Annotated in this window: 16 protein-coding genes; 9 read left to right on the top strand and 7 right to left on the bottom strand. The window is 50.6% G+C overall.

What is annotated here, in order from left to right; all coding sequences use genetic code 11:
• Window positions 1–61: 61 nt before the first annotated feature.
• Window positions 62–910, bottom strand: coding sequence for a helix-turn-helix domain-containing protein (locus tag AAHB90_RS05650; RefSeq protein WP_342083942.1), 849 nt, complete (start codon window positions 908–910; stop codon window positions 62–64).
• Window positions 870–3,389: a M1 family metallopeptidase gene (locus AAHB90_RS05645; protein WP_342083941.1), complete on the bottom strand. Its 2,520-nt coding sequence runs from the start codon at window positions 3,387–3,389 to the stop codon at window positions 870–872. Before AAHB90_RS05645 ends, AAHB90_RS05650 begins: the two co-directional genes overlap by 41 nt.
• A 199-nt stretch (window positions 3,390–3,588) precedes the next feature.
• On the opposite strand from AAHB90_RS05645, the gene AAHB90_RS05640 reads away from it, so the two are divergent.
• The 5 genes from AAHB90_RS05640 (at window position 3,589) to AAHB90_RS05620 (ending at window position 8,856) form a co-directional block, all read left to right on the top strand.
• Window positions 3,589–3,891: a helix-turn-helix domain-containing protein gene (locus AAHB90_RS05640; RefSeq protein ID WP_342083940.1), complete on the top strand. Its 303-nt coding sequence runs from the start codon at window positions 3,589–3,591 to the stop codon at window positions 3,889–3,891.
• Window positions 3,892–3,919: 28 nt separating this feature from the next.
• Window positions 3,920–6,286 carry a S9 family peptidase gene (locus AAHB90_RS05635; protein ID WP_342083939.1) on the top strand — a complete coding sequence of 789 codons (2,367 nt, stop codon included), beginning with the start codon at window positions 3,920–3,922 and terminating at the stop codon, window positions 6,284–6,286.
• Between the two features lie 62 nt (window positions 6,287–6,348).
• Window positions 6,349–7,131: a 3-keto-disaccharide hydrolase gene (locus AAHB90_RS05630; RefSeq protein WP_342083938.1), complete on the top strand. Its 783-nt coding sequence runs from the start codon at window positions 6,349–6,351 to the stop codon at window positions 7,129–7,131.
• Window positions 7,132–7,149: 18 nt separating this feature from the next.
• Window positions 7,150–8,034 (top strand): cyclase family protein, encoded by an 885-nt coding sequence (locus AAHB90_RS05625; RefSeq protein WP_342083937.1) that lies wholly within the window; start codon window positions 7,150–7,152, stop codon window positions 8,032–8,034.
• Window positions 8,035–8,088: 54 nt separating this feature from the next.
• Window positions 8,089–8,856, top strand: coding sequence for an SDR family NAD(P)-dependent oxidoreductase (locus AAHB90_RS05620; protein ID WP_342083936.1), 768 nt, complete (start codon window positions 8,089–8,091; stop codon window positions 8,854–8,856).
• Here the strand turns inward: AAHB90_RS05620 and AAHB90_RS05615 are convergent, their stop codons facing one another.
• Window positions 8,857–10,131 carry a PQQ-dependent sugar dehydrogenase gene (locus AAHB90_RS05615; protein ID WP_342083935.1) on the bottom strand — a complete coding sequence of 425 codons (1,275 nt, stop codon included), beginning with the start codon at window positions 10,129–10,131 and terminating at the stop codon, window positions 8,857–8,859.
• A gap of 123 nt (window positions 10,132–10,254) precedes the next feature.
• Here AAHB90_RS05615 and AAHB90_RS05610 point away from each other — a divergent pair, with 123 nt between their 5' ends.
• The 4 genes from AAHB90_RS05610 (at window position 10,255) to AAHB90_RS05595 (ending at window position 12,624) form a co-directional block, all read left to right on the top strand.
• Window positions 10,255–10,581 carry a hypothetical protein gene (locus AAHB90_RS05610; protein ID WP_342083934.1) on the top strand — a complete coding sequence of 109 codons (327 nt, stop codon included), beginning with the start codon at window positions 10,255–10,257 and terminating at the stop codon, window positions 10,579–10,581.
• A 140-nt stretch (window positions 10,582–10,721) separates the two neighbouring features.
• Complete coding sequence (locus AAHB90_RS05605; protein WP_342083933.1) at window positions 10,722–10,952, top strand: hypothetical protein; 231 nt, start codon at window positions 10,722–10,724, stop codon at window positions 10,950–10,952.
• Entirely contained in the window at window positions 10,952–11,383 is a 432-nt protein-coding gene (locus AAHB90_RS05600) for a type II toxin-antitoxin system VapC family toxin (RefSeq protein ID WP_342083932.1), read from the top strand. Before AAHB90_RS05605 ends, AAHB90_RS05600 begins: the two co-directional genes overlap by 1 nt.
• 17 nt (window positions 11,384–11,400) lie before the next feature.
• The gene (locus AAHB90_RS05595; protein ID WP_342083931.1) at window positions 11,401–12,624 is read left to right on the top strand and encodes an AGE family epimerase/isomerase; all 1,224 of its coding nucleotides are present in this window, start codon (window positions 11,401–11,403) and stop codon (window positions 12,622–12,624) included.
• An 11-nt stretch (window positions 12,625–12,635) separates the two neighbouring features.
• Here the strand turns inward: AAHB90_RS05595 and AAHB90_RS05590 are convergent, their stop codons facing one another.
• The 4 genes from AAHB90_RS05590 to AAHB90_RS05575 form a co-directional block, all read right to left on the bottom strand.
• Complete coding sequence (locus tag AAHB90_RS05590) at window positions 12,636–14,810, bottom strand: c-type cytochrome domain-containing protein (protein WP_342083930.1); 2,175 nt, start codon at window positions 14,808–14,810, stop codon at window positions 12,636–12,638.
• 47 nt (window positions 14,811–14,857) lie between these two features.
• Window positions 14,858–16,312: a DUF1501 domain-containing protein gene (locus AAHB90_RS05585; RefSeq protein WP_342083929.1), complete on the bottom strand. Its 1,455-nt coding sequence runs from the start codon at window positions 16,310–16,312 to the stop codon at window positions 14,858–14,860.
• A gap of 116 nt (window positions 16,313–16,428) precedes the next feature.
• Window positions 16,429–18,774, bottom strand: coding sequence for a PSD1 and planctomycete cytochrome C domain-containing protein (locus tag AAHB90_RS05580; RefSeq protein ID WP_446717875.1), 2,346 nt, complete (start codon window positions 18,772–18,774; stop codon window positions 16,429–16,431).
• Between the two features lie 182 nt (window positions 18,775–18,956).
• Window positions 18,957–20,735 (bottom strand): DUF885 domain-containing protein, encoded by a 1,779-nt coding sequence (locus AAHB90_RS05575; protein WP_342083928.1) that lies wholly within the window; start codon window positions 20,733–20,735, stop codon window positions 18,957–18,959.
• Window positions 20,736–20,824 lie beyond the last annotated feature (89 nt).

The raw sequence follows: 20,824 nt of genomic DNA, 5'->3' as shown, positions 1-20,824 counted from the left end.
AGAGAATAAAGGTAGGAAGAGTGGTATTGATTGGACAAATCGCGGTTTTTAACACTAACGGTTATCGGCGGTATTCTTCCCGGAACTGCCCGGCCGATTTACCCGACACTTTTCTGAACAGCCTCGAAAAATAGGTATGGTCTTCGTAGCCCAGACCGAATGCGATCTCCTTAACGGTCAAATCTGTGTAATAGAGTAACCTTTTGGCCTCCATCATCACTTCGTTCTGGATCCAGTGGCTCACCGGCTGGCCCGATGTTTCTTTCACCACCTCATTCAGATAAGACGGACTAATGCTAAGCATCCCGGCATATTCGGAAGGACTTTTCACCGTTTCGAAATGCTCTGATAAAAGTTTGCGGAATTGCGAAGTAATGGCCGACGGCCTCGATTGCACGACACGTTCCAGCAGCTCGCGTTCAAACAGCGAAGTGAATATACCCAGGCAGGTTTTGAGCATCGATTGCACGACGGCAGTTCCATACCGGTCAGGAGATTGGCAAAATGCCTGCAACAGTTCCAGGCTCCGGGAAAGCAACCCGGCCTGCTCCGCATTGACCGCCACCGGGAGCCCGTGCAATGCGTATTCATCCACAACCGCGCGATGATGCTCATCGAGCAAGCTCATATCCACACCCAAAAACCAGCCATAGGAACCCTCCGTTTCTAAGGGGTAATGCACCTGGCCGGGAAGCACGCAAAATGCCCCGCAGCCTTTGAGCTCTAACTCACGGAAATCGACCATCAGGCGGGCGTGGCCATCTTCCTGGAAAAAGAAATTACCATGGGCATCACGATGGGCATCCATATGCGGCTCATTGATCCGGCTCATCCGGTCGATCCGGTGCAGGGAAATGCCCAGGCCCGACTCATTGCTGAGATAATGCAGGGGAATGCTCTTTTTGGGCATAGGTACCGGATAGTTTCACCGAGCGGTCGAGCAGGTCGGTCGCTTGCAATATTTTATTTTTCAAAAAGTAAGGATAAGCCGGGTGTTCTTCTAAAAACGTTTCGGCAATTCCGGCCGCTTCCCGCGACGAATGTCCTGCGAATGTATTGTGCAACCAGCGTGTGGGAAAGAAAATGTCGCCTGTGAGCTGAATTTCCTGCAACAGGTCCAGCGAGGGCCGCAGGTATTTCAATGCGCTTTGCGCCCGCAACGGGTGATGCAGGTAGGCTAATGCGTCCAGTACCCAAGCTTCTTTTTCACGGTTTTCTTCCTTTTTAAGGGACTCAAAAAACGCATCGCGCTCCGCCTCACTGGTACTTAGTGCCGGTATTACAAACTGCATTCTCGCCTTCCTGTCCGGATTTTTAGTTGCTTTCAACTGTTCGCCCAGAATAGCCTTACCGCCATCCTTTCCTTTCAGTGCCAGCTCGTATGCTAGCGAAATTTTGTCTTCTTCCGACAGCACAAGGCCCTTAACTTCGAGTTTTCCCGTCCAGAGCCCATGCATTTTCTGCCAACCGTCGTCCGTCAGCGCGAGCGCTTTGAATGCCCGGAAATAGGATGTTTGTATGCCTTTATCCTCAGTATTGTTCAAAAGCCGCCAAAGAACCTGCTCGATCCTCTGCTGATGCGCAGCCCGCTGGCCTGCATTTAAAAACACCCACCAATTGCTTTGCAGGTTACCGAGCAGATAGTCGACCAAAAGCGGGTTTTGTTCTTTGGGCAATACATTCAAGGTGTAATTCAGCAGCTTTTCCGGCGCAGGGCCGTCCCCGCGCAGCAATCCTTCCCAGATATTCACCAACATAGCCCCTTTGAAAACCGGATCGGACGTCTCGGCATTGCCGTAATGTTCAAAAAAACACGCTTTGGAAGCAGTATCCATTTTAAAATAACCATAACCTGTTCCGTCATGATCGGGGAAAACGAACCGGCCATTTTGCAATGTCTTCAAAACCAGTGGTTGCTCCCAGATACGCCCCGATGCATCCTTCACCTGCACCAGTTTGCCCGCTTCAACAGCATACTCCGGCATTCCGGGCGTTTTCACCCACACGTTACTCCACGTGGCAATGTCCTGCGGTGTTCGCTTGTCGATAATGCCGATCAGATCGTCCCAGCGCGCATTTCCGAATGCATATTTTTTCAAATACTCCCGCAGACTTTCCTGCATCATCCGCTCTCCGATCTTTCGCTCCAACTGCCTCATCACGATCGGCGCTTTCATATATATAATTGCCCCGTAAAGCGTACCGGCGTTTTTAAGATTGCCGAGTTGCTGCAAAATCGGGTTCGTTCCCGCTGTCCGGTCAACCTCGTAAGCATTCGGATAATGCGCCAGAAGAAATCTCAGCTCATGGTTGATTTCCGGAAAACTGGGGTGGACGATCTTGGCCGCCATAAAATTGGCAAATACTTCTTTGAGCCACACATCGTTGAACCAATCCATCGTCACCAGGTCGCCGAACCACATATGCGCCGACTCGTGCGCGATCACACTCGCACGGGCCATTCTACGGTTCACCGAGGCATTTTCATCGAGAAATAATGAGGGCTCATTGTAAAAAATAGCCCCCGGATGCTCCATTCCTCCATATTGGAAGGATGGCAGCAACACAAAATCGAACTTCCCGAAAGGATAGCTAATGGCAGTGTATTTTTCGAGCCAGGCCAGGGATTTGGCGTGCAGCTGAAATACCTCGTCCCTATTCCGGCTAACTTTCGAAGTGTCCGTCTCCCGGTAGTACATGGTCATCTCCCGGCCATCCAGTACTCTTGTCTCCTTGAAAAATTTTCCCGCCGCAAATGCGAAAAGGTAGGAACTGATCGGCTTCGTCTCGCCGAACCGATACATGCGCTTGCCCTTTCCGGCCGTTTTCGTATCCAGCTTTCCATTCGAAACCGCTTCCCAGCCCTCAGGCATTTTCAAAGTGAGCTGGTAAGTTGCTTTAAGGTTCGGCTGATCGAAGAGCGGGAAACACGTCGAAGCACGGTCGGGAACGAAAAGCGTGTACAAATAATCGTCGCTCCTGTTCAGCGACTGATCACCGGCGATAAAATCGATACCTACCTCATTTTTGCCTTTATTTAAATACTTCGCCTCGATGACAATGTGCTCATTCACAAAACGGTAAGGCACTTTTTCTCCTCCTACATGCACTTCCAGCAAATGGTCGGCATCCGCATTGAAGTCCAGCACAAGCGCCGAATCGAGTGCGTCCAAATGAAAAGAGATTGTCTCCTTTCCCGAAATCTTCGCAGTTTTCCCTGCCGGGATATCCAGCTCAATCTCGTAGCGGACGCTGTCGATGTGTTGCCTGCGATACTGGTTCAGAGCGAAAGAAACACCTTTTTCCGGGAGTGGACCTTCCTGGCGGGTGCAGGCGAAGGCGGCCAGCAATACGGCCGTTGTATAAATCAGGGAGCGTAATAAAGTCATTGGATCAAGGATACGCTCAAAAATAGCATTTTCACGGTCAATAGAAATGAAATCCCCCTCCCGATTCCGTTACGAAGCGTAACATTTTGTATATTGTGATAAAAAAAGCACACTATGAACGTGATGGAGGTCCGGATGCGGATTAGGTGCTTGCCGAACTGGAAAAGAGGGAATAATACGGATTTCATTCACCGAACATATGAAAACAATCACCGAAACAAAACCTGAGCAGCTCGACGAACTGCTGAACGCTGCACGGAAAACTTTGGCGAAGGCTCAAGACTACCTGTCGAAAGATGGTAAAATATACGAGCTGCACGACTGGGTCACAGTAGCCGAATATTGCAGACGGTTCAATATTTCCAATACGCAAACGGTCAGCAACTGGATCAAGCGCGGGATTATCCCGGCCGAGGACACAGTTGTTATTGAGGAGTATAACAACATTCGTCTGATCAAAGCTATTGCCTACCAGGACAAAAAGGTTGCGCACAACAACTGATTTATATTGTATTTCCTAACCTCAACACATGAAGCATTTTCGCAAACTCACTTTTCTTACCTCATTTATTTTTGCAAACAGCCTCCAAGCCCAATCCCTTGCCCCGCTAACAGTCGAGAAAATCATGCGTGACCCGAAAATGTGGATCGGGACCTCGCCAACCGACATTACCTGGGCTGATGATTCCAAAACAGTGTATTTCAACTGGAATCCCGATAAAAATCTTTCCGATTCCCTGTATGCTTATGCTCTGGCAGGCAAAAAGATCACAAAAGTTGCCCCTGCCGACCGTCGGCAGATGCCCGGTAAAAAAGGTATTTACAACCGCGCACACTCCTTGCGGCTTTATGAAAAGAATGGTGACATTTTTATCGTGAATTACAAAGACTTTGGCATCCGGCAGCTCACCAATACGACCGAAAGGGAGACCAATCCGGCATTCAGTCTGGACGAAAGTACTGTCATTTTCGAGCGTGGCAACAACCTGTTCGGCATTGCGCTGACATCCGGCCTCATTAGTCAGCTGACAGATTTTAAAACAGGTACACAAAAAAAGGAAGACAACGTCGGCGGGCAGGAAAAATTCCTGAAAGCAGATCAACTCGCGATGTTCGACGTGCTCAAAGAGCGGAAAGGGAAAAAGGACGCGGGCAAGAAGATAACCGAGGCCGATAAGCCTGTCCGGCCCAAAGAGATTTACCTGGGCGATAAAAACGTATCAAACCAGCAACTAAGCCCCGACGGCCGTTATGTTACTTACCGCCTTACGCAGGTAGACAAAAGCGCCAAATCGACCTTGGTTCCGAACTATGTGACGGAAAGCGGCTTTACCGAGGATATTCCGGCACGGACAAAGGTGGGTGCCCCGGAGCCAGAAAGCGAGTTTTGGGTATATGATGTCCGAAAAGACACGGCACGAAAAGTGGCCACAGAGGCGATACCGGGCATTTACGACAAACCCGATTACCTTAAAGATTATCCCAAACAGGACAGTGCCTGGAAGAAAAAGGAGCGGAAAGTCATTTTCCACGGGCCATTCTGGTCGGATAACGGGCAAAATGCTGTCGTCGTAATCCGTTCGCACGATAGTAAGGACCGCTGGATCATGTCCCTCGATCCTGCGATACTGTCCCTGAAACTCCTCGACCGCCAGCGCGATGAAGCCTGGATCGGTGGACCGGGCGTGGGCGGTTACCCTCAAAGTGCCGGAGAAATTGGCTGGCTCGACGACCAGACGATTTATTTCCAGAGCGAAGCAACAGGCTACTCACATTTGTACACATTCAACATTGCTTCCGGCCAAAAAACAGCATTGACCTCGGGCCGTTTCGAGGTGCAAAATGTGGTGCTTTCGAAGGATAAAAAACATTTCTACCTCATCACCAACGAAGCACACCCCGGCGAACAGCATGTTTACCGGATGTCGGTAGCTGGTGGCGCCCGCATACGCCTCACGCACACGCCGGGCGCACACGAGATGACACTTTCACCCGACGAGAAAAACATCGCCATCCGGTTCTCTAAAAGCAATGCGCCATGGGAACTCTATTTGCTTGACAATACGGCCGCCAAAAACGCGCAGCCCGTTCAGGTCACGCATTCGGTTTCACCGGAATTCCTCTCCTACCCCTGGCGCGAGGCGAAGGTGGTGACAATCAAGGCCAGCGACGGCCAGAACATTTATGCGCGGGTTTATGAACCGAAACAATCGAACGGAAAGGCCGTGATATTCGTCCACGGGGCGGGATATCTGCAAAATGCCCATAAATGGTGGAGCCAGTATTTCCGCGAGTATATGTTCCATAACCTGCTCACCGACAAGGGATACACGGTACTCGACATGGATTACCGGGCCAGCTCGGGTTACGGCCGTGACTGGCGTACGGGCATTTACCGTTTCATGGGCGGGAAAGACCTCACCGACCACACCGACGGCGCGCAATGGCTTGTGAAAACCTACGGCGTCGACCCTAAAAAAATCGGCATTTACGGCGGCTCCTATGGCGGATTCATCACATTGATGGCTTTGTTCACTACACCGGATGTATTCACGGCCGGTGCCGCATTGCGCCCTGTAACCGACTGGGCGGCCTATAACCAGTCGTACACGGCCAATATCCTCAACGAACCGCAGGCCGACAGCCTCGCTTACCGCAAAAGCTCGCCCATTTACCACGCCGTCGGGTTGAAAAATAATCTACTGATCTGCCACGGAATGGTCGATGTGAATGTGCATTATCAGGACGTGGTACGCCTGTCGCAGCGGCTCATCGAGCTGGGTAAAAACAACTGGGAGCTGGCCTCCTACCCCATGGAAGATCACGGGTTTGTGGAAGCATCGTCCTGGACTGACGAGTACAAGCGCATCTTGAAGCTCTTTGACGAGAAGTTATAGTGGAGCAGTGAGTAATTCTAAAATTTCAAACCCTTATATCCCAGCATAAAAACGACAACAATATGAACCGAAATTTCTCGAAACTGAAAAGCATTTTCCTGGGCCAGGCACTCGCCATTGCGTTCACCGGGCTTGCGTGCGCACAGGTAGGCGTAGGCGTGAAAGCGCCCAAAGGCGCGGAAGTGTACCTCGACGGCAGCCGCAAAATGCTCGACGAAAAATGGATTTACTGGGAAGGTCCACGGTTTGCGGCAAAACCTCCGATCAAATGGACGGTGGTAAACGACCCTGTCGACAAGGGCACGGTGATCAACTGCAACGATCCGGCCTCGGCGGGCGGCTTGTACGGTTCGGCGGATATTGTTACCAAAAAACAATTCAAGGATTTTCGCGCACACGTGGAGTTTCTGATTACCAAGCCAGGCGGCAATAGCGGTGTTTACCTCCAAAACCGGTATGAAATCCAGGTGCTCGACGGCGATACCACCTCGCACGGAATGGGGGCGGTGATCAATGAATCCAAATCCCCCTATTACGCCTACAATGGCATCGGAAAGTGGAATTCGTATGATATTCTCTTCCGCGCGGCGCGTTTTAAAGACGGGAAACTGGTAGAGCAGCCCATGGTAACGCTATATTTCAACGGTAAAAAAGTGCATACCAACCAGAAGATCAGCCAGGTTTGGGGTGGTAAGAACTCCGGTATCGATGGAGGCAACGACGGCGGAAAAGGCATTACCGATACACCCGGCGGCCTGAAACTACAATCGGAAGGCCATGATGTATATTACCGCAATATCTGGATCAAGGAAATGGAACTGGACAAAGCGGACACTGACTTCTGAAATATATTCAACTAACAAATGGACCACAGGGTAGTTTTTGATTTTGATATTGAATTTACAAACGGCGGAGGTATTCAGGGACAGGATTTCCGGCTCGACATTGCTGGCGAAACGATTACCGATGAAGAACTGGCCGATTATATTATAAAAGATCTCCGGCTGTTGATGGTCGGGAAAGTGAAGATCCTCAATAAATTTTATATTCAGGAAAAACACAAAAGACAGCCCGTAAACCAGCCGTCGCCGGAACTTTTGGTTGATTTGAGCCACACCATTTTCGATGGGCTGATTACTTACAAAGGCTTGCCAGCACCGGTTATCTGCGATTTTCTCAGTCGTGAGGATTCCAAAGGCAAATACGAAGAAGGTACTGAGTTTCAGATCGGCAAAATAGAAATGATCAGCAACACAGGCACTTACATCGACTGTCCGTTTCACCGATATGCGCATGGAAAAGACCTGTCGGAGGTACAGCTCGAAGCATTTGCGAACCTTGACGCCGTTACCATCGATGCGACGGCCACATTGGAAGTAGGGATTGAGTTTTTCCAAAATCTGGAAATCCGCAACAAGGCAGTGATGGTCCATACCGGCTGGTCGAAAAGCTGGAATACGGAAGCCTATTTCGAAAACCACCCATTCCTCACAAGCGAGGCGGCCGAATACTTGCGCGACTGCGGCGTAAAACTGGTGGGGATCGACAGCCATAACATTGACGACACCCGCGGTAACAGTCGCCCAGTGCATACTATTCTGCTCGGTGCCGAAATTCTGATCGTCGAGCACCTTTGCAATCTGGACAAACTACCCGCTTCCGGTTACCTTTTCAGCGCCGTACCGCCGAAGTTCAAGGGCGTGGGCACATTCCCGGTAAGGGCTTTTGCCACCTTGCCGGAAGCATAACTCCCTCATTTCTGGCACGGGATTGGTAAAACTGAGGTCAAACAATCCCGTACCATGAAACTTTCTGATCAATTCAATCTCAACGGTAAAACCGCGCTCGTGACCGGTGCGAGCCAGGGAATCGGCAAAGGCATTGCACTCGCCCTGGCCGAATATGGTGCAGAACTGATCCTGCATTACCGCAAGGACCGCTTCGAAGCGGAAACCGTGGCGGACGAAATCGTGAAAAAAGGGGGAAAAGCATCACTCGTGCATGCCGATTTTTCGAGAAACGGCAGTGTTACCGCCGTGGCAGCCCAGGTCGCCGCTATCGGCAAAGTGCCTGACGTTCTGGTGATCAATGCCTCCGTGCAAATCCCCACCGAATGGGAGTCGGTAACCGAGGATGATTTTGAAATTCAGGTCAATGCAAACTTCAAATCGACCTTGCTGCTGATGCAGGCGTTCGTGCCCGGGATGGTAAACAAAGGTTGGGGAAGGATTGTCACGATCGGAAGCGTTCAGCAAGCCAAGCCTCACCCTATGATGATCGTCTACGCCGCCACCAAATCGGCGGTTCTGAATATGGTGCAAAACCTGGCGATGCAGCTGGCCGACAAAAATATTACCGTCAATAACCTGGCTCCTGGAGTAATAGGCACGCCGCGGCTCGAACAGGACGTCCCGCCTGTTCCCGAGCGCATCAACAAGCGGATGGAAACACCCAGCGGGGATCTGGGCGACGTGCAGGACTGCGCGGCAATGACCGTCCTGCTCTGTTCGGAAGCAGGACGGTTCATCACCGGTCAGAACATCTTCGTGGATGGCGGCATGAGCCTTTGATTATTTCTTTTTGTAGGCAATTTTAAAAATAGTACCATTCAGGTCGTCGGTGACGTAGAGCGCGCCGTCGGGTCCCTGCGCCAGGCCGCATGGGCGATGCTGGATCGGTCCGGTTGGTTTTGCCAGGTCCGTCCCTGCGAAATTGTCCGCAAAAATTTCCCATCTACCCGGTTTACCGTTCACAAACGGCACAAACGCCACCAGGTAACCCTTCTTCAACTCCGCCGACTGGCTGTGGAAGGCGATAAACGCGCCGTTGCGGTATCGTGCCGGGAACATATTGCCTGTGTAGAACATCAATGCATTAGGCCCTAGATGCGCGGGGAAAGCCACCAACGGATCGATCGCCTTTTCTCCGCCCGTTTTCTTGCCATCGCCGCCATATTCCGGCGCAAGCATTTTTTTGTTCTGAAAATGATCGTAATAAATGTATGGCCAGCCCGCATCATCGCCTTCTTTCAGGCGGTAAAGCGTCTCCGCCGGCAGCTCGGCGCTGTGTTTGGGCGTGTAATATTGCGGATACATATCATCGAACTTGCCGCGACCGTGCGTGGTCGCATATAACGCATTCGTTTTGTTATCCCAATCGATACCAACTGCATTTTTCACGCCCGTAGCGTAGCGCACACCGTCGGAAAACTGTTGGTTGAGCTGTCCTGCCTTGAAACGCCAGATCCCGCCCGCCGAATCGAGTATCGTACAGGGCGACATGCCTTTGGCCGAGCCGGCTGCGCGGCAATTGTCGTTATACGAACCTACTGTCACGTAGATATTTCCCTTGTTGTCCAGGGTAATAGGCTTCGCATTGTCGCGACCGTGATCCGTTAATCCGCTTACAATGTTCTCTGGCTTGTCGAAATCGATGATTTCGTCTTTTTCATTCAGTTTATACCTGAAAACCCCTTTATTGGAAGAGCTGTACAGAAACCCATCCTTGATAGCAATGCCGGTACCGGGGTAATCACCGAAAAGTTTCTGTTCGTCGATAGCGCCGTCGCCATTCGTGTCGCGCAAAAGGTAGGTGCCCTTCCCGTCTTTGAGTTTGGAAAGCTTTACATACATGTCGCCGTTTTTACCCACCACCATATGCCGGGTAGCTCCGAGGTCCGTAGCTAGCACCGTAGCCGAAAAGCCTGTCGGTAATTTTAGTTCTTTTGCATCAACGGGCGTGTAGAGAGGGGTTTTGTCGGGGGTTTCGTTTCGATAGCCGAACAACGCGGTGGCGGCGGTCAGTACCGCCAGGGCACCGGAGTACCGGATTAATTTTCTTTGCATGCAATCGTAAAATTGGGTGAAAACATTTATTTTAGGTAAAAGCGTTGGGGAATGCTTTTTTAACCAATACCTGAAAAACAGAAAACCGACTATCTGATTTTAGTACACTTAACCATTACAGCTATGTACCCAAACGATAAGGACGATGAACTATATGATGATGACCTTCCCGGAAATTATCCGGCGGACGAAGACATTTTCCGCCAGGGCCTGATCGACCCGGATATCGATCCGGAAGATATTTCCCGTACCAAGCGCGCCCTGGAAATAGATTCCGATGATTGGAACGAAAAGTCTTTCGAGGACGACCTGACCGGCGAAGACCTCGACGTTCCGGGTTCGGAATATGACGACGCAGACGAGGAAATTGGCCGGGAAGACGAAGAGAACAACTATTACAGCCTCGGCGGCGATAACCACGAGAGCCAGGAAGAAAACCAGGGTGATTAAGCAAGCCGCCCCGGTCAAAGATGGGCCCGATGCATTGCGTGTCGGGCTTTTCTTTTGGCTATTTACGAATGCACGACAAGTGTGGTTCAAGCCATTGAAAAATAGTAACTTTACATTTCAACATACCACTGTATACCACTATGCTCGAAATCAAAGGAACTTACCAAAACGGCACAATTCGACTGGATTCGAATCCCGTTACCGATCTGCCGGTAAAAGTCGTTGTCAACTTTCCCGACATGGATGTTTTACCGCCGTCTCCGAAAATCCTTAAATGGCACGACTTTTCGTTCAGTAAGAGCAGGCAGATTTTGAAAAACCTCAAAAGTTCGCTTTCCGAGGAAGTAATTCTGGAAAGACGTAATCAATAGTGCGTCTGTTTCTTGATACTTCTTCATTGATAAAACTTTATCATGAAGAACCAGACAGCAAGTCAGTGGACGCTGTGCTGGATAGTGGCCTTGTATCTTCAATCATTCTGTCTGATCTTTCCCGTGTTGAGCTCCTATCGGCACTGTGGAAAAAAAGGAGAACCGGCGAATTGACTGACGAGATTGTAAGGGAAATCATTTATTTGTTTGATCAGGATGCCAGTCAATACAAGTTTGTCCCGATCACCGAGGACATCATTGAAGATGCCTGTAACTTTCTCAGCAAGTATGGCGTGATTGGCCTCCGGTCGCTGGACAGCATTCAGCTGGCAACCGCAATCGCGCTGAAGCAAGAAGCGGATCTTTTTCTCACATCGGATACCCTGCTAAAATCGCTGCTCAAACAAGAACAGTTGAGAACGGATTTCTAGTAGGAAATACAGCAAGTATGAAAAACCGTCGCGTTGCTTTTGTGAAAAAACAACCCGGAAACATGGCCGCATTTACAGCCGACGCATTCAAAAAGGAATTCATTGCCATTCTTGATTACTGGGAAAAATATGGGCCTGATCCTGAAAAAGGCGGATTTTATGGGCGGGTCAATTATGAAAACCAGCCCGTGAAGGACTCGGCCAGGTCCGTAGTGCTTACCGGGCGGATTTTGTGGACGTACTCGCTCGCACACCGGTTGCTGAAAGAGGCCAGATACCTGACGCTGGCCGACCGGGCTTATCAGCAGTTGGTCAAACATTTTTTTGATACTGAACACGGCGGCGTGTATTGGTCTGTGAATGCGGACGGCTCGCCACTTGAAACGAAAAAGCAGATCTACGGCAATGCATTTGCAATGTACGGACTGGCGGAATATTACCGTGTTACCCATTTCAAACCGGCATTGGAAAAAGCGCAATCGCTTTTTGAAGTGATCGAAAAACATGCCTTCGACCCCGTAAACGGGGGGTACCGGGAGGCATTCGCCCGCGACTGGTCGGCTACGGACGATTATATCCTGAGCAAAAGTCCCTGGAACAAGAGCATGAACACCCATTTGCATTTGGTGGAAGCTTACACGAATCTGTACAGCGTATGGCCCGATGCAAAGCTCAAAAAGCAGACCGCCGGAATGCTCGACGCGATCATCACGCATATCGTTAACCCTAAAACAGAAACGATGCAGCTGTTTTTTGATGAAAAATGGCAGCCGAAAGACCATATCGTTTCATTCGGACATGATATTGAGGCATCCTGGCTGCTTTTCGAAACGGCTGAGATCCTGCACGACGCGAAGTTGATCGCCCGAATGAAAAAGAAGTCCATCGCCATGGCAACAGCCGCATCCAAAGGCCTCGGACCTGACGGCGCACTGAACTACGAATACGATCCGGAAACGAAACATACGCAAACCGACCGCAGCTGGTGGGTCGCAGCCGAACAACTCGTAGGTTTTTACAATGCCTACCAACTCACGAAAGATTCCCAGTTTAAAACAAAAGCCGAAAAAAGCTGGGATTACATTGTCAACGAGTTCGTCGACCATGAAAGAGGTGAATGGTTTGGTACCGTGAAAGAGGACGGCACGCCGGTAAAAGGCGACAAGATCAACTTCTGGAAATGCCCATACCACAATGCACGGGCCTGCGCGGAAATGTGGCGCAGAGTGGGTAAAGCCTAGTTATCACATCTTCAATTCAAGAACATTTCGTCCACAAGCAATAGCGCCCTTTTCCCTTTGCTACGGTGCCATTCCGGTATTTTAGTCAGCGGCCTGGCGACTATTTTGATATAGGAAACCTGCTGCGGCTTAAATGACCCCGATACGCTTCGCAGCGCAGCTTTTTCCCCTTTTACTGGCATTGGCGCATTGAATTTTGTGAGCAGCTTCATATTCTCGCGCGTGGTTCCGCCCCAAATTTCGACCAGTTCCGGCGGAAAAATACCGGTATCTTCTTCCACCATGTAGCGTACGCCCAGCGACGACAGCATGACCGGCTTTTTAAATTCCGACACAAAAGCCATGTCGTTATCCCTTACCCCCGCCCAATTATTGGCCCAGGCAGGATTGTTTGCGCCGATAACGCCCAGTTTATGGTCAAAGAACGTCTTCACGCCCTCGGCCTGGTGCACGCGGTTCAGTGGCGCAAGCAATGTGCCGCTATCGGGCTGGTAGGCACTTTTATAGTAATCGAAAACGATCATATCACTGCCGTACCAACCATTTTTATAGGCTTTTGCTCGAATAGTGGTATTGCTGTTGATCACGGTTTTACGGTCGAGTAATGGCGATTTAACACTGTCGGGCTCCGAGCCGTCCATCGTGAAACGCACATCTACGCCTTTAATAGGATGCTGAATATCCACAACCAGCGTCTGCGCGAAAATCGGGGAAGCGTTTTTCATTTGAGGAGGATTGAGCTTCAAAGGATTCTTGCCATCATCTTTGAAACCTCCGATGATTTCAATGCCCTTATGAGCCTCCTGCAATTGCTTCACGTCGGCAGCCGATAGTTTGGTATCCCATACCGCCACCGTTTTAACGCTCTTCAATTGCGGCAGCAACGCTTTCAGACCATTCAGGTCCAGCTTTGTACCGGACAATGTGAGGCTGTGCAGATGCCTCAGGCCTGCAAGTTCCTTTAACCCCGCCGCGCTGACATCCGTAAAATTGAGATCGAGCTTGCGAAGATTTTCAAATTTCGCTATACTTTTCAGGTCGGCGTCTTTAACAGGCATTTTATTCAGGTTCAATGAAATAACCTGCTTGCGAATGTCGCCTAGCTCGTCCAGCTGGCTCACATGATAGGCCGACGCATTATAAATATTTACAGCCAATGCCGGCGATTCGCGGGCCAAAGGCAGGATCGTACGGTAGTCGGTATTAAGGGCTTTGACTTTTTCCTCATCGGCCGCTGGAAAATCGTATTCCACCTGCAGATCATGCGGTTGCAAAAATGCAGTAGCCAGCATCCGCAATGAGTCCGATTCGGGCAAATCGGTCAGTTTCTTGTTGAAATCTGCTTTTTGCTTAACCCATAACGTAAGCAACGAGATCTCCTGCAAGGTAAGCTGCGCCTTTCCCGACGGCGGCATATGCTTTTTTTCTTCCATCGGCAAATGCACCCGTTGCAGCAGCAGGCTCATTTGGGGATTACCGGGGACGAGCAGCTTGCCCGATTTCCCGCCTTTCATGATCGACTGCGGATCGGTAAGGACCAGTTCGCCTTTCAGTTTATCGGGGTTATGGCAGCTTGTACATTTTTGTTCGAGAATAGGGCGGATCACATGAGCATATACAACCGCCTGATCCACGTGAACAGACGCCATCTCTCGCTTATTTGAAATAGGCTCCCATATGAAATTGCTGCCATGCGTAAGCGCGGCACCATAATGCCCGGTAAGGATCAGCGCCACCACGGCCAACAATGATCCTGCCTTTGCTGTGGCGGATCGGTACCATCCGGCATTCCTTACCCAGTACATTACCGAGGCAAAAAAGAAGATTCCCGCCCCAGTCCATTTATGGTAGGCGAGCGTAGCGCCTTTGTAACCTTCTTCCTGCGATAGAAACAGCCCCATAATCACCGTCACGGCGGCAAAAAGTGCCCCTATGAGCAGTAAGCCTTGCAGAAAGTTGCGGTAAAATGCATTGCCTGCATATTCCGGCTTGAAACGGAAAAATTCCAGCAGCATAGCCAGGAGCAGGATCACGATCGGAAAGTGCAGGATAAGCGGGTGCATCCGGCCAATAGTCTGCAGCCAGGCCGGAATCACCAGTTTACTTTCGAAGAGCAGTAAAAACAGTATGAAAATATTGGAAGCAACTAATAACTGTTCCGCGAAAAACCTGAGTTTCAAATGCATTTAAAATTCCACCAAAAATTGATCAATGATAACAACTTCAAATAAAATCAGCCGATAATATCCCGGACCACCTTGCCCGAAACGTCGGTAAGCCTGTAACGGCGGCCCAGGTGCTTGAATATCAGCTTCTCATGGTTCAATCCCAGCTGGTGCAATATAGTAGCCTGAAAATCATGCACATGCACCGGATCTTTGGCGATGTTATAGCCTAGTTCATCGGTCTCGCCGTACACAATGCCGGGTTTAATCCCGCCTCCGGCCATCCATACAGTGAAGCAACGCGGATGGTGGTCACGTCCGTAGTTTTCGGGGGTCAGCTTGCCCTGGGTATAGCTCGTGCGGCCGAATTCACCACCCCAGATCACGAGTGTTTCGTCCAGCAAACCTCTCTGTTTCAAATCGGTTACCAAAGCCGCGGAGGCCTGGTCGACGTCCATCGCCTGTTTGGTTATTTCAAATGGCAGGTTGCCGTGCTGGTCCCAGCCCTGGTGATAGAGCTGTACGAACCGCACGCCGTTTTCGGAGAGCTTGCGCGCGAGCAGGCAGTTGGCCGCGTACGTACCCGGAACAAGACATTCGGGACCGTAGAGCTTAATAATATCATCCGATTCCTTGGACAAATCCATCACCTCCGGCACCGCGGTTTGCATACGGTAAGCCATTTCATACTGCTTGATCTTCGCCGCAATTTCCGGATCGCCGAACTCCTGGTATGACAAATCATTCAGCTCCGAAAGCTTGTCGAGCATATCGCGGCGCTCTTTACGATCCATTCCGTCCGGATCGCGCAGGTAAAGCACCGGATCCTCTCCTTTGCTGAACTGCACACCCTGGTGCACCGAGTCGAGGAAGCCGTTAGACCACAATTTGGAATATACTCCCTGCCCGTTACCGACGCCGCGTGAAAGCAAAACGGTAAAATTCGGCAGGTTTTTATTCTCGTTACCAAGCCCATAACTCAGCCAGGAGCCCATACTAGGCCGGTTACCCTGCTGCGAGCCGGTTTGGAGGAACGTCAGGGCGGGGTCGTGGTTGATAGCCTCGGTATACATCGAGCGAATAATGCACAGGTCGTCGACAATTTTGGAAGTATAAGGCATGAGATTGCTCACCCACGCCTGGGATTGGCCATATTGTTTGAAATCCACAAAAGACCCTACAAGCGGGAACGACGCCTGGTTGGCCGTCATGCCGGTAAGCCGCTGGGTCCCACGGACCGAAGGCGGTATTTCCTGCCCGAACATCTCACGAAGCTTAGGTTTGTAATCAAATAGCTCCTGCTGTGAAGGCGCACCATTTTGAAAAAGGTAGATAACACGCTTAGCCTTCGGCGCGAAATGCGGGATACCCGGCGCAAGGCCTTCCTCTTCCAATCCTCCTCCTTTCAGCAGATCAGGCATGAGCAGCGAGCCCAGTGCCACACTTCCTATCCCGAGGCTCATCGTGGACAGAAAACGCCTTCTGTTGAAACTAAATCCGTGTTCAATGATTTCCTTTTCCATTATTTTATACTTCGGCTTTCGGCTATCGGCCGTCGGCTTTTATTTTTAAAATTTGGCTTTATTTAAGTACTTCTTTTCTAATCATCCGAAAGCCGACTGCCGACAGCCGATAGCCATCAAGATTTCGTGATGGTTTCTTCCAGATTGTAAATCGTCGAAATGACGCGCATCAAGGCTGCCAATGCCTTTTTGTCGACATTTTTGGTAAGGGGATACTCCCCGACCGAGATCATTTTGGCGGCTTTTTCAGGCCGGATCTCTCTCAGTTCCTTGTCATAATAGCCGGTAAGGACTTCCATCTCTCTCTGGCTCGGCGTGCGGCAGACGATCTGCCTGAATGCCTTCCTGATCTTTTCTTCCGTACCCGTTTTTTCCTGCAACAGCTTCGCCGCCAGCACCCGCGAGGCTTCCAGCACCGTCGGATCGTTCATCATGACCAGCGCTTGCAACGGCGTATTGGTTTTCAACCGCTTTACCTCGCACAGATCCCGGTTGCTGGCATCGAAGATCGCCATCGTGGGCGGCGGAACGGTGCGTTTGATGAGCGTGTACATGCCGCGACGGTAAAGGCTTGCGCCGTGATCCTGGTTATAGACCGACAGCAGCCCGCGCCCCGAAGTAGCTCCTTCCCACAAGCCCGCAGGCTGGTAAGGCTTCACACTCGGCCCGCCTATCGTACGATTGAGCAACCCGCTGCTGGCGAGTACAAGGTCTTTCACAAACTCCGCATGAATGCGGTAGCGCGGTCCGCGCGCGAGGTATACATTATCCGGGTCGCGCGCGAGATGTTCTTTCGTTACCACCGCCGATTGCCGGTAAGTAGCCGACATCACCATTTGCTTCACAAACCGTTTGATATCCCAGTCATGTTCCATGAAATCGACAGCCAGCCAGTCGAGCAAAGCGGGGTGCGTCGGCAACTCACCCTGCATCCCGAAATCGCCGGAAGTTTTAACGATGCCCTTTCCGAAGAACTCCTGCCAGAGTATGTTCACATACACCCTCGCCGTCAAAGGATTGCATTTATCAAACAACCATTGTGAGAGGCCCAGCCGGTTTTTAGGGTATTTCTTATCAAATGGCAGGATCGCGTTGGGGGTACCGGCCTGCACTTCCTCGCCGGGAGCGTCGTAAGCCCCGCGTTTGAGCACATAAGTTTTGCGAAGCGTGTCCAGATCGCCCATTACCGACACGATGAGCCGGTTGGTATCGGGCTTGTTAATGAAGGTCAGGATATTCTTGACCTCGTCGTTGCTGATCTCCATCAGCGGTTTCTTGGCGTATGTCTCCGGTCCGCCGATCACCGATTCGATCCCGACCTCATTCACATTATTAAAGAATGCGAACATCTGGTAATATTCTTTTTGCGAGAACGGATCATATTTGTGGTCGTGGCAATGCGCGCATTCAAGCGTAACGCCTAGCAATCCCTTTCCAAAGAGGTCGTTACGATCGGTCACGTACATAATGCGGTACTCTTCCGGGATCACCCCACCCTCTTCGGTAATCTTGTGGTTCCGGTTGAAGCCCGTGGCCAGTAGTTGCTCTTTGGTAGAGTTCGGAAGCAGGTCACCGGCCAGCTGCCAGGTTACAAAATCATTGTAATGCATGTTTTTGTTGAAGGCGTGGATCACCCAGTCGCGCCACGGCCATTGGGTACGGTAGCCGTCGTCCTGGTAGCCGTGCGAGTCGGCATAGCGGGCGAGGTCGAGCCAGTGGATCGCCATTTTTTCACCATAAGTCGGATTGGCGAGCAATTTGTCGACCACTTTCTCGTAGGCATTCGGGCTATTATCGGCCAGGAATTCATCCATCAGCTGCAAGCTCGGCGGCAGTCCGTTCAGGTCGAGGCTCAGGCGTTTCAGCAAACGTTCCTTATCGGCTTCTGCACTCGGTTCGAGCCCTTTCTGTTCCTGTTTTTCAAGAATAAAATGGTCAATGTCGTTTTTAGCCCAGTCCTCGTGATCAACCTCCGGCACTTTCGGCTTTCTAGGCGCCACAAATGCCCAGTGCTTTTCGTATTTCGCACCTTGATTGATCCATTTACCGATCAGGTCGATTTCGCGTTGCGATAGTTTGAGATTGGACGCGGGTGGCGGCATCCGGAGCGTGGTATCCTCGGTGGTAATACGCAAGTAAACCGCCGAATGATCGGGTCTCCCTGCCACCAGGGCATGTGCTTTGGGATTGTCCTTCAACGCCGCGAAAGCGCTCGCCGGATCGTCGAGGCGCAAGCCTGCCTCACGCTTGTTGGCGTCGGGGCCGTGACAGGCCAGGCATTTATCGGAAAGAATGGGCCTTATATCAAAATTGTAGCTCACCTGCTCGGGTAGCTTCTCCTCGGCTGTGCCCCCTGGCTTGTCGCTGCACGACTGGAAGCCCAAAGCAAATACCACCGCTCCCGCCAGCAGCAAAAAACTAGTCCTTAAATACATCATCATGGGTTCAGGTTCTTGTGACATTTCTTTGCTCAGTATATAAACTTAACTAAAAAAATGCACATTTATTGAAGCAATAATACCAATTCAAAAACAGCAAACTGTCCTGTTCTATACTGCTCATCCTGAATTATTTTCTTTACAAGCAAAAAGAGCAACGCCGGACCGGCGTTGCTCTTTTTGAACTTCTTCTTGTTGATGTTGGCTTACTTGCCCGCTTTGATCCAGGCGTTTACCTTTTCTTCCAGCAATTTCAGCGGCACACAACCCGATTCGAGCACCAGTTTATGAAATGCGCGAATATCAAATTTGGCACCCATTTCGTTTTCCGCCTTCGAACGGAGTTCACGGATTTTCAGCTGGCCGATCTTGTAAGACAATGCCTGCCCCGCACCGGCCATGTACCGCTCCACTTCGGCTGTAATGCTCTCTTCTGATTCTGCTTCGTGATCGAGCGAGTACTTAATGGCCTGGTTCCTCGTCCAGCCTTTTGAATGCAGCCCGGTGTCCACGACCAGACGGATCGCGCGGTGCATTTCGGCACTCAGCATGCCAAAGTACTGGTAGGGATCGGTATAAAGCCCCAGCTCCTTGCCCAGCGACTCGGTGTATAATGCCCAGCCCTCGCCATAAGCGCTATACCACAAATTCTTGCGAAATTCGGGCAATGCCTTGTTCTCCTGTTGCAGCGAAATCTGGTAATGGTGACCAGGAATGGCCTCATGAAGGAAAAGGCTTTCGTCCGAAACAATATTGTATTCTTTGGCATCGGGCACGGGCACGTAGAATATGCCCGGACGTGAGCCGTCGGGAAGCCCAGGATTGTACTCGGCAGAAGCAGAAGCTTCCCGGAATGCCTCGGTCCTCCGCACTTCGAATGGCGTTTTAGGCGTCAGTTCGAAAAGCTTGGTGAGGTTTGGCTTCATCCGTTCGTGAATCTCGTTGAAATGCGCGATTACCTGTTCGGCCTTGGTGAATGGCATCAGTTTGGCGTTGGTCCGCACGGCATTGAAAAAGGATTTCAGGTCACCCTTGTAACCTACCTGCGCTTTCACCTTCTCCATTTCAGCGGAAATCCGGGCCACTTCCTTCAATCCGATCTCGTGGATCTCCTCGGCTGTCAGTTCGGTCGTCGTGTAATATTTGATATAATAATTATACAAAGTCTTGCCATTCGGAAGAGCTGCGAAGCCATCGGTATTGCGGCCGGCTGGCTGGTATTCTTTTTCCATGAAGATATGCAGGTTCTGGAACGTCGGAATGATCTTCGATTCCACCATCGTGGCATACTCCTTTTCAAGCCGCGCCTTGTCCTCGTCGGAAAAGTCTTTGGGGAAATTTTTAACAGGTGAATAAAAAAGATGTTCTTTCACAGGCCCGTGGTCCATATCCGCCAGCTGAGGGATCACTTTTTTGATCAAGGGAGCCGGTAAAACGTAGCCAAGCTTGATTCCTTTGCGCATATTCACAACGGCAGTATCGCACCATACCACGAAGCCGTCCACCCTTTTCAGCCAGTTGTCATAATCCTTTACAGTTTTAAACGGCTGCAAACTGCTTCCGCTTGCCATCTGACCGATCATCAGGTGCGTCGAGAAAATCTGGTTGATCGGCATCAGTTCAACCGGAAATTTCAAACCTTCGAGATTAATACTGCATTCCCATTCAATGAGGTCCCAGCTTACCTTTTCTTCGTCCGTAAGCTTTCCACGATCGTATTTCGCGAGTTCATCCTGGTATTTCCTGTAAAAAGCGGTCATCCGCGACTTTCCGGCCTGCGAGAGGTCGTCCGACATCTTGTCGTTATAGCGGTTATCGCCGTTCATAGTCGCTTCCAGAGGGTATAGGGGAAGCCTTTCTTCGTAATAGCGGGCAAATACTTCACTAATCGGTGGCATAGTAACGTCTGCTTTTTCTGATTTTTTCTGACAGGCCTGAGTGAGCAGGACCGTGGCGGCAAATGCGTAATAAACCAGTTTTTTCATGAAAGATCGTGTTTTGAGCATCGTAAAGTAAACGAAAAGTGCCGGAAGAAATCAATGTTCTCCGGCACTTTCGGCAAGGTATTCGACAA

The sequence above is a fragment of the Dyadobacter sp. OTU695 genome (assembly GCF_038440355.1).
Lineage (GTDB): Bacteria > Bacteroidota > Bacteroidia > Cytophagales > Spirosomataceae > Dyadobacter.
Note: the sequence above shows the minus strand (reverse complement) of the source record. Positions and strands in the feature narration are given on the sequence as shown.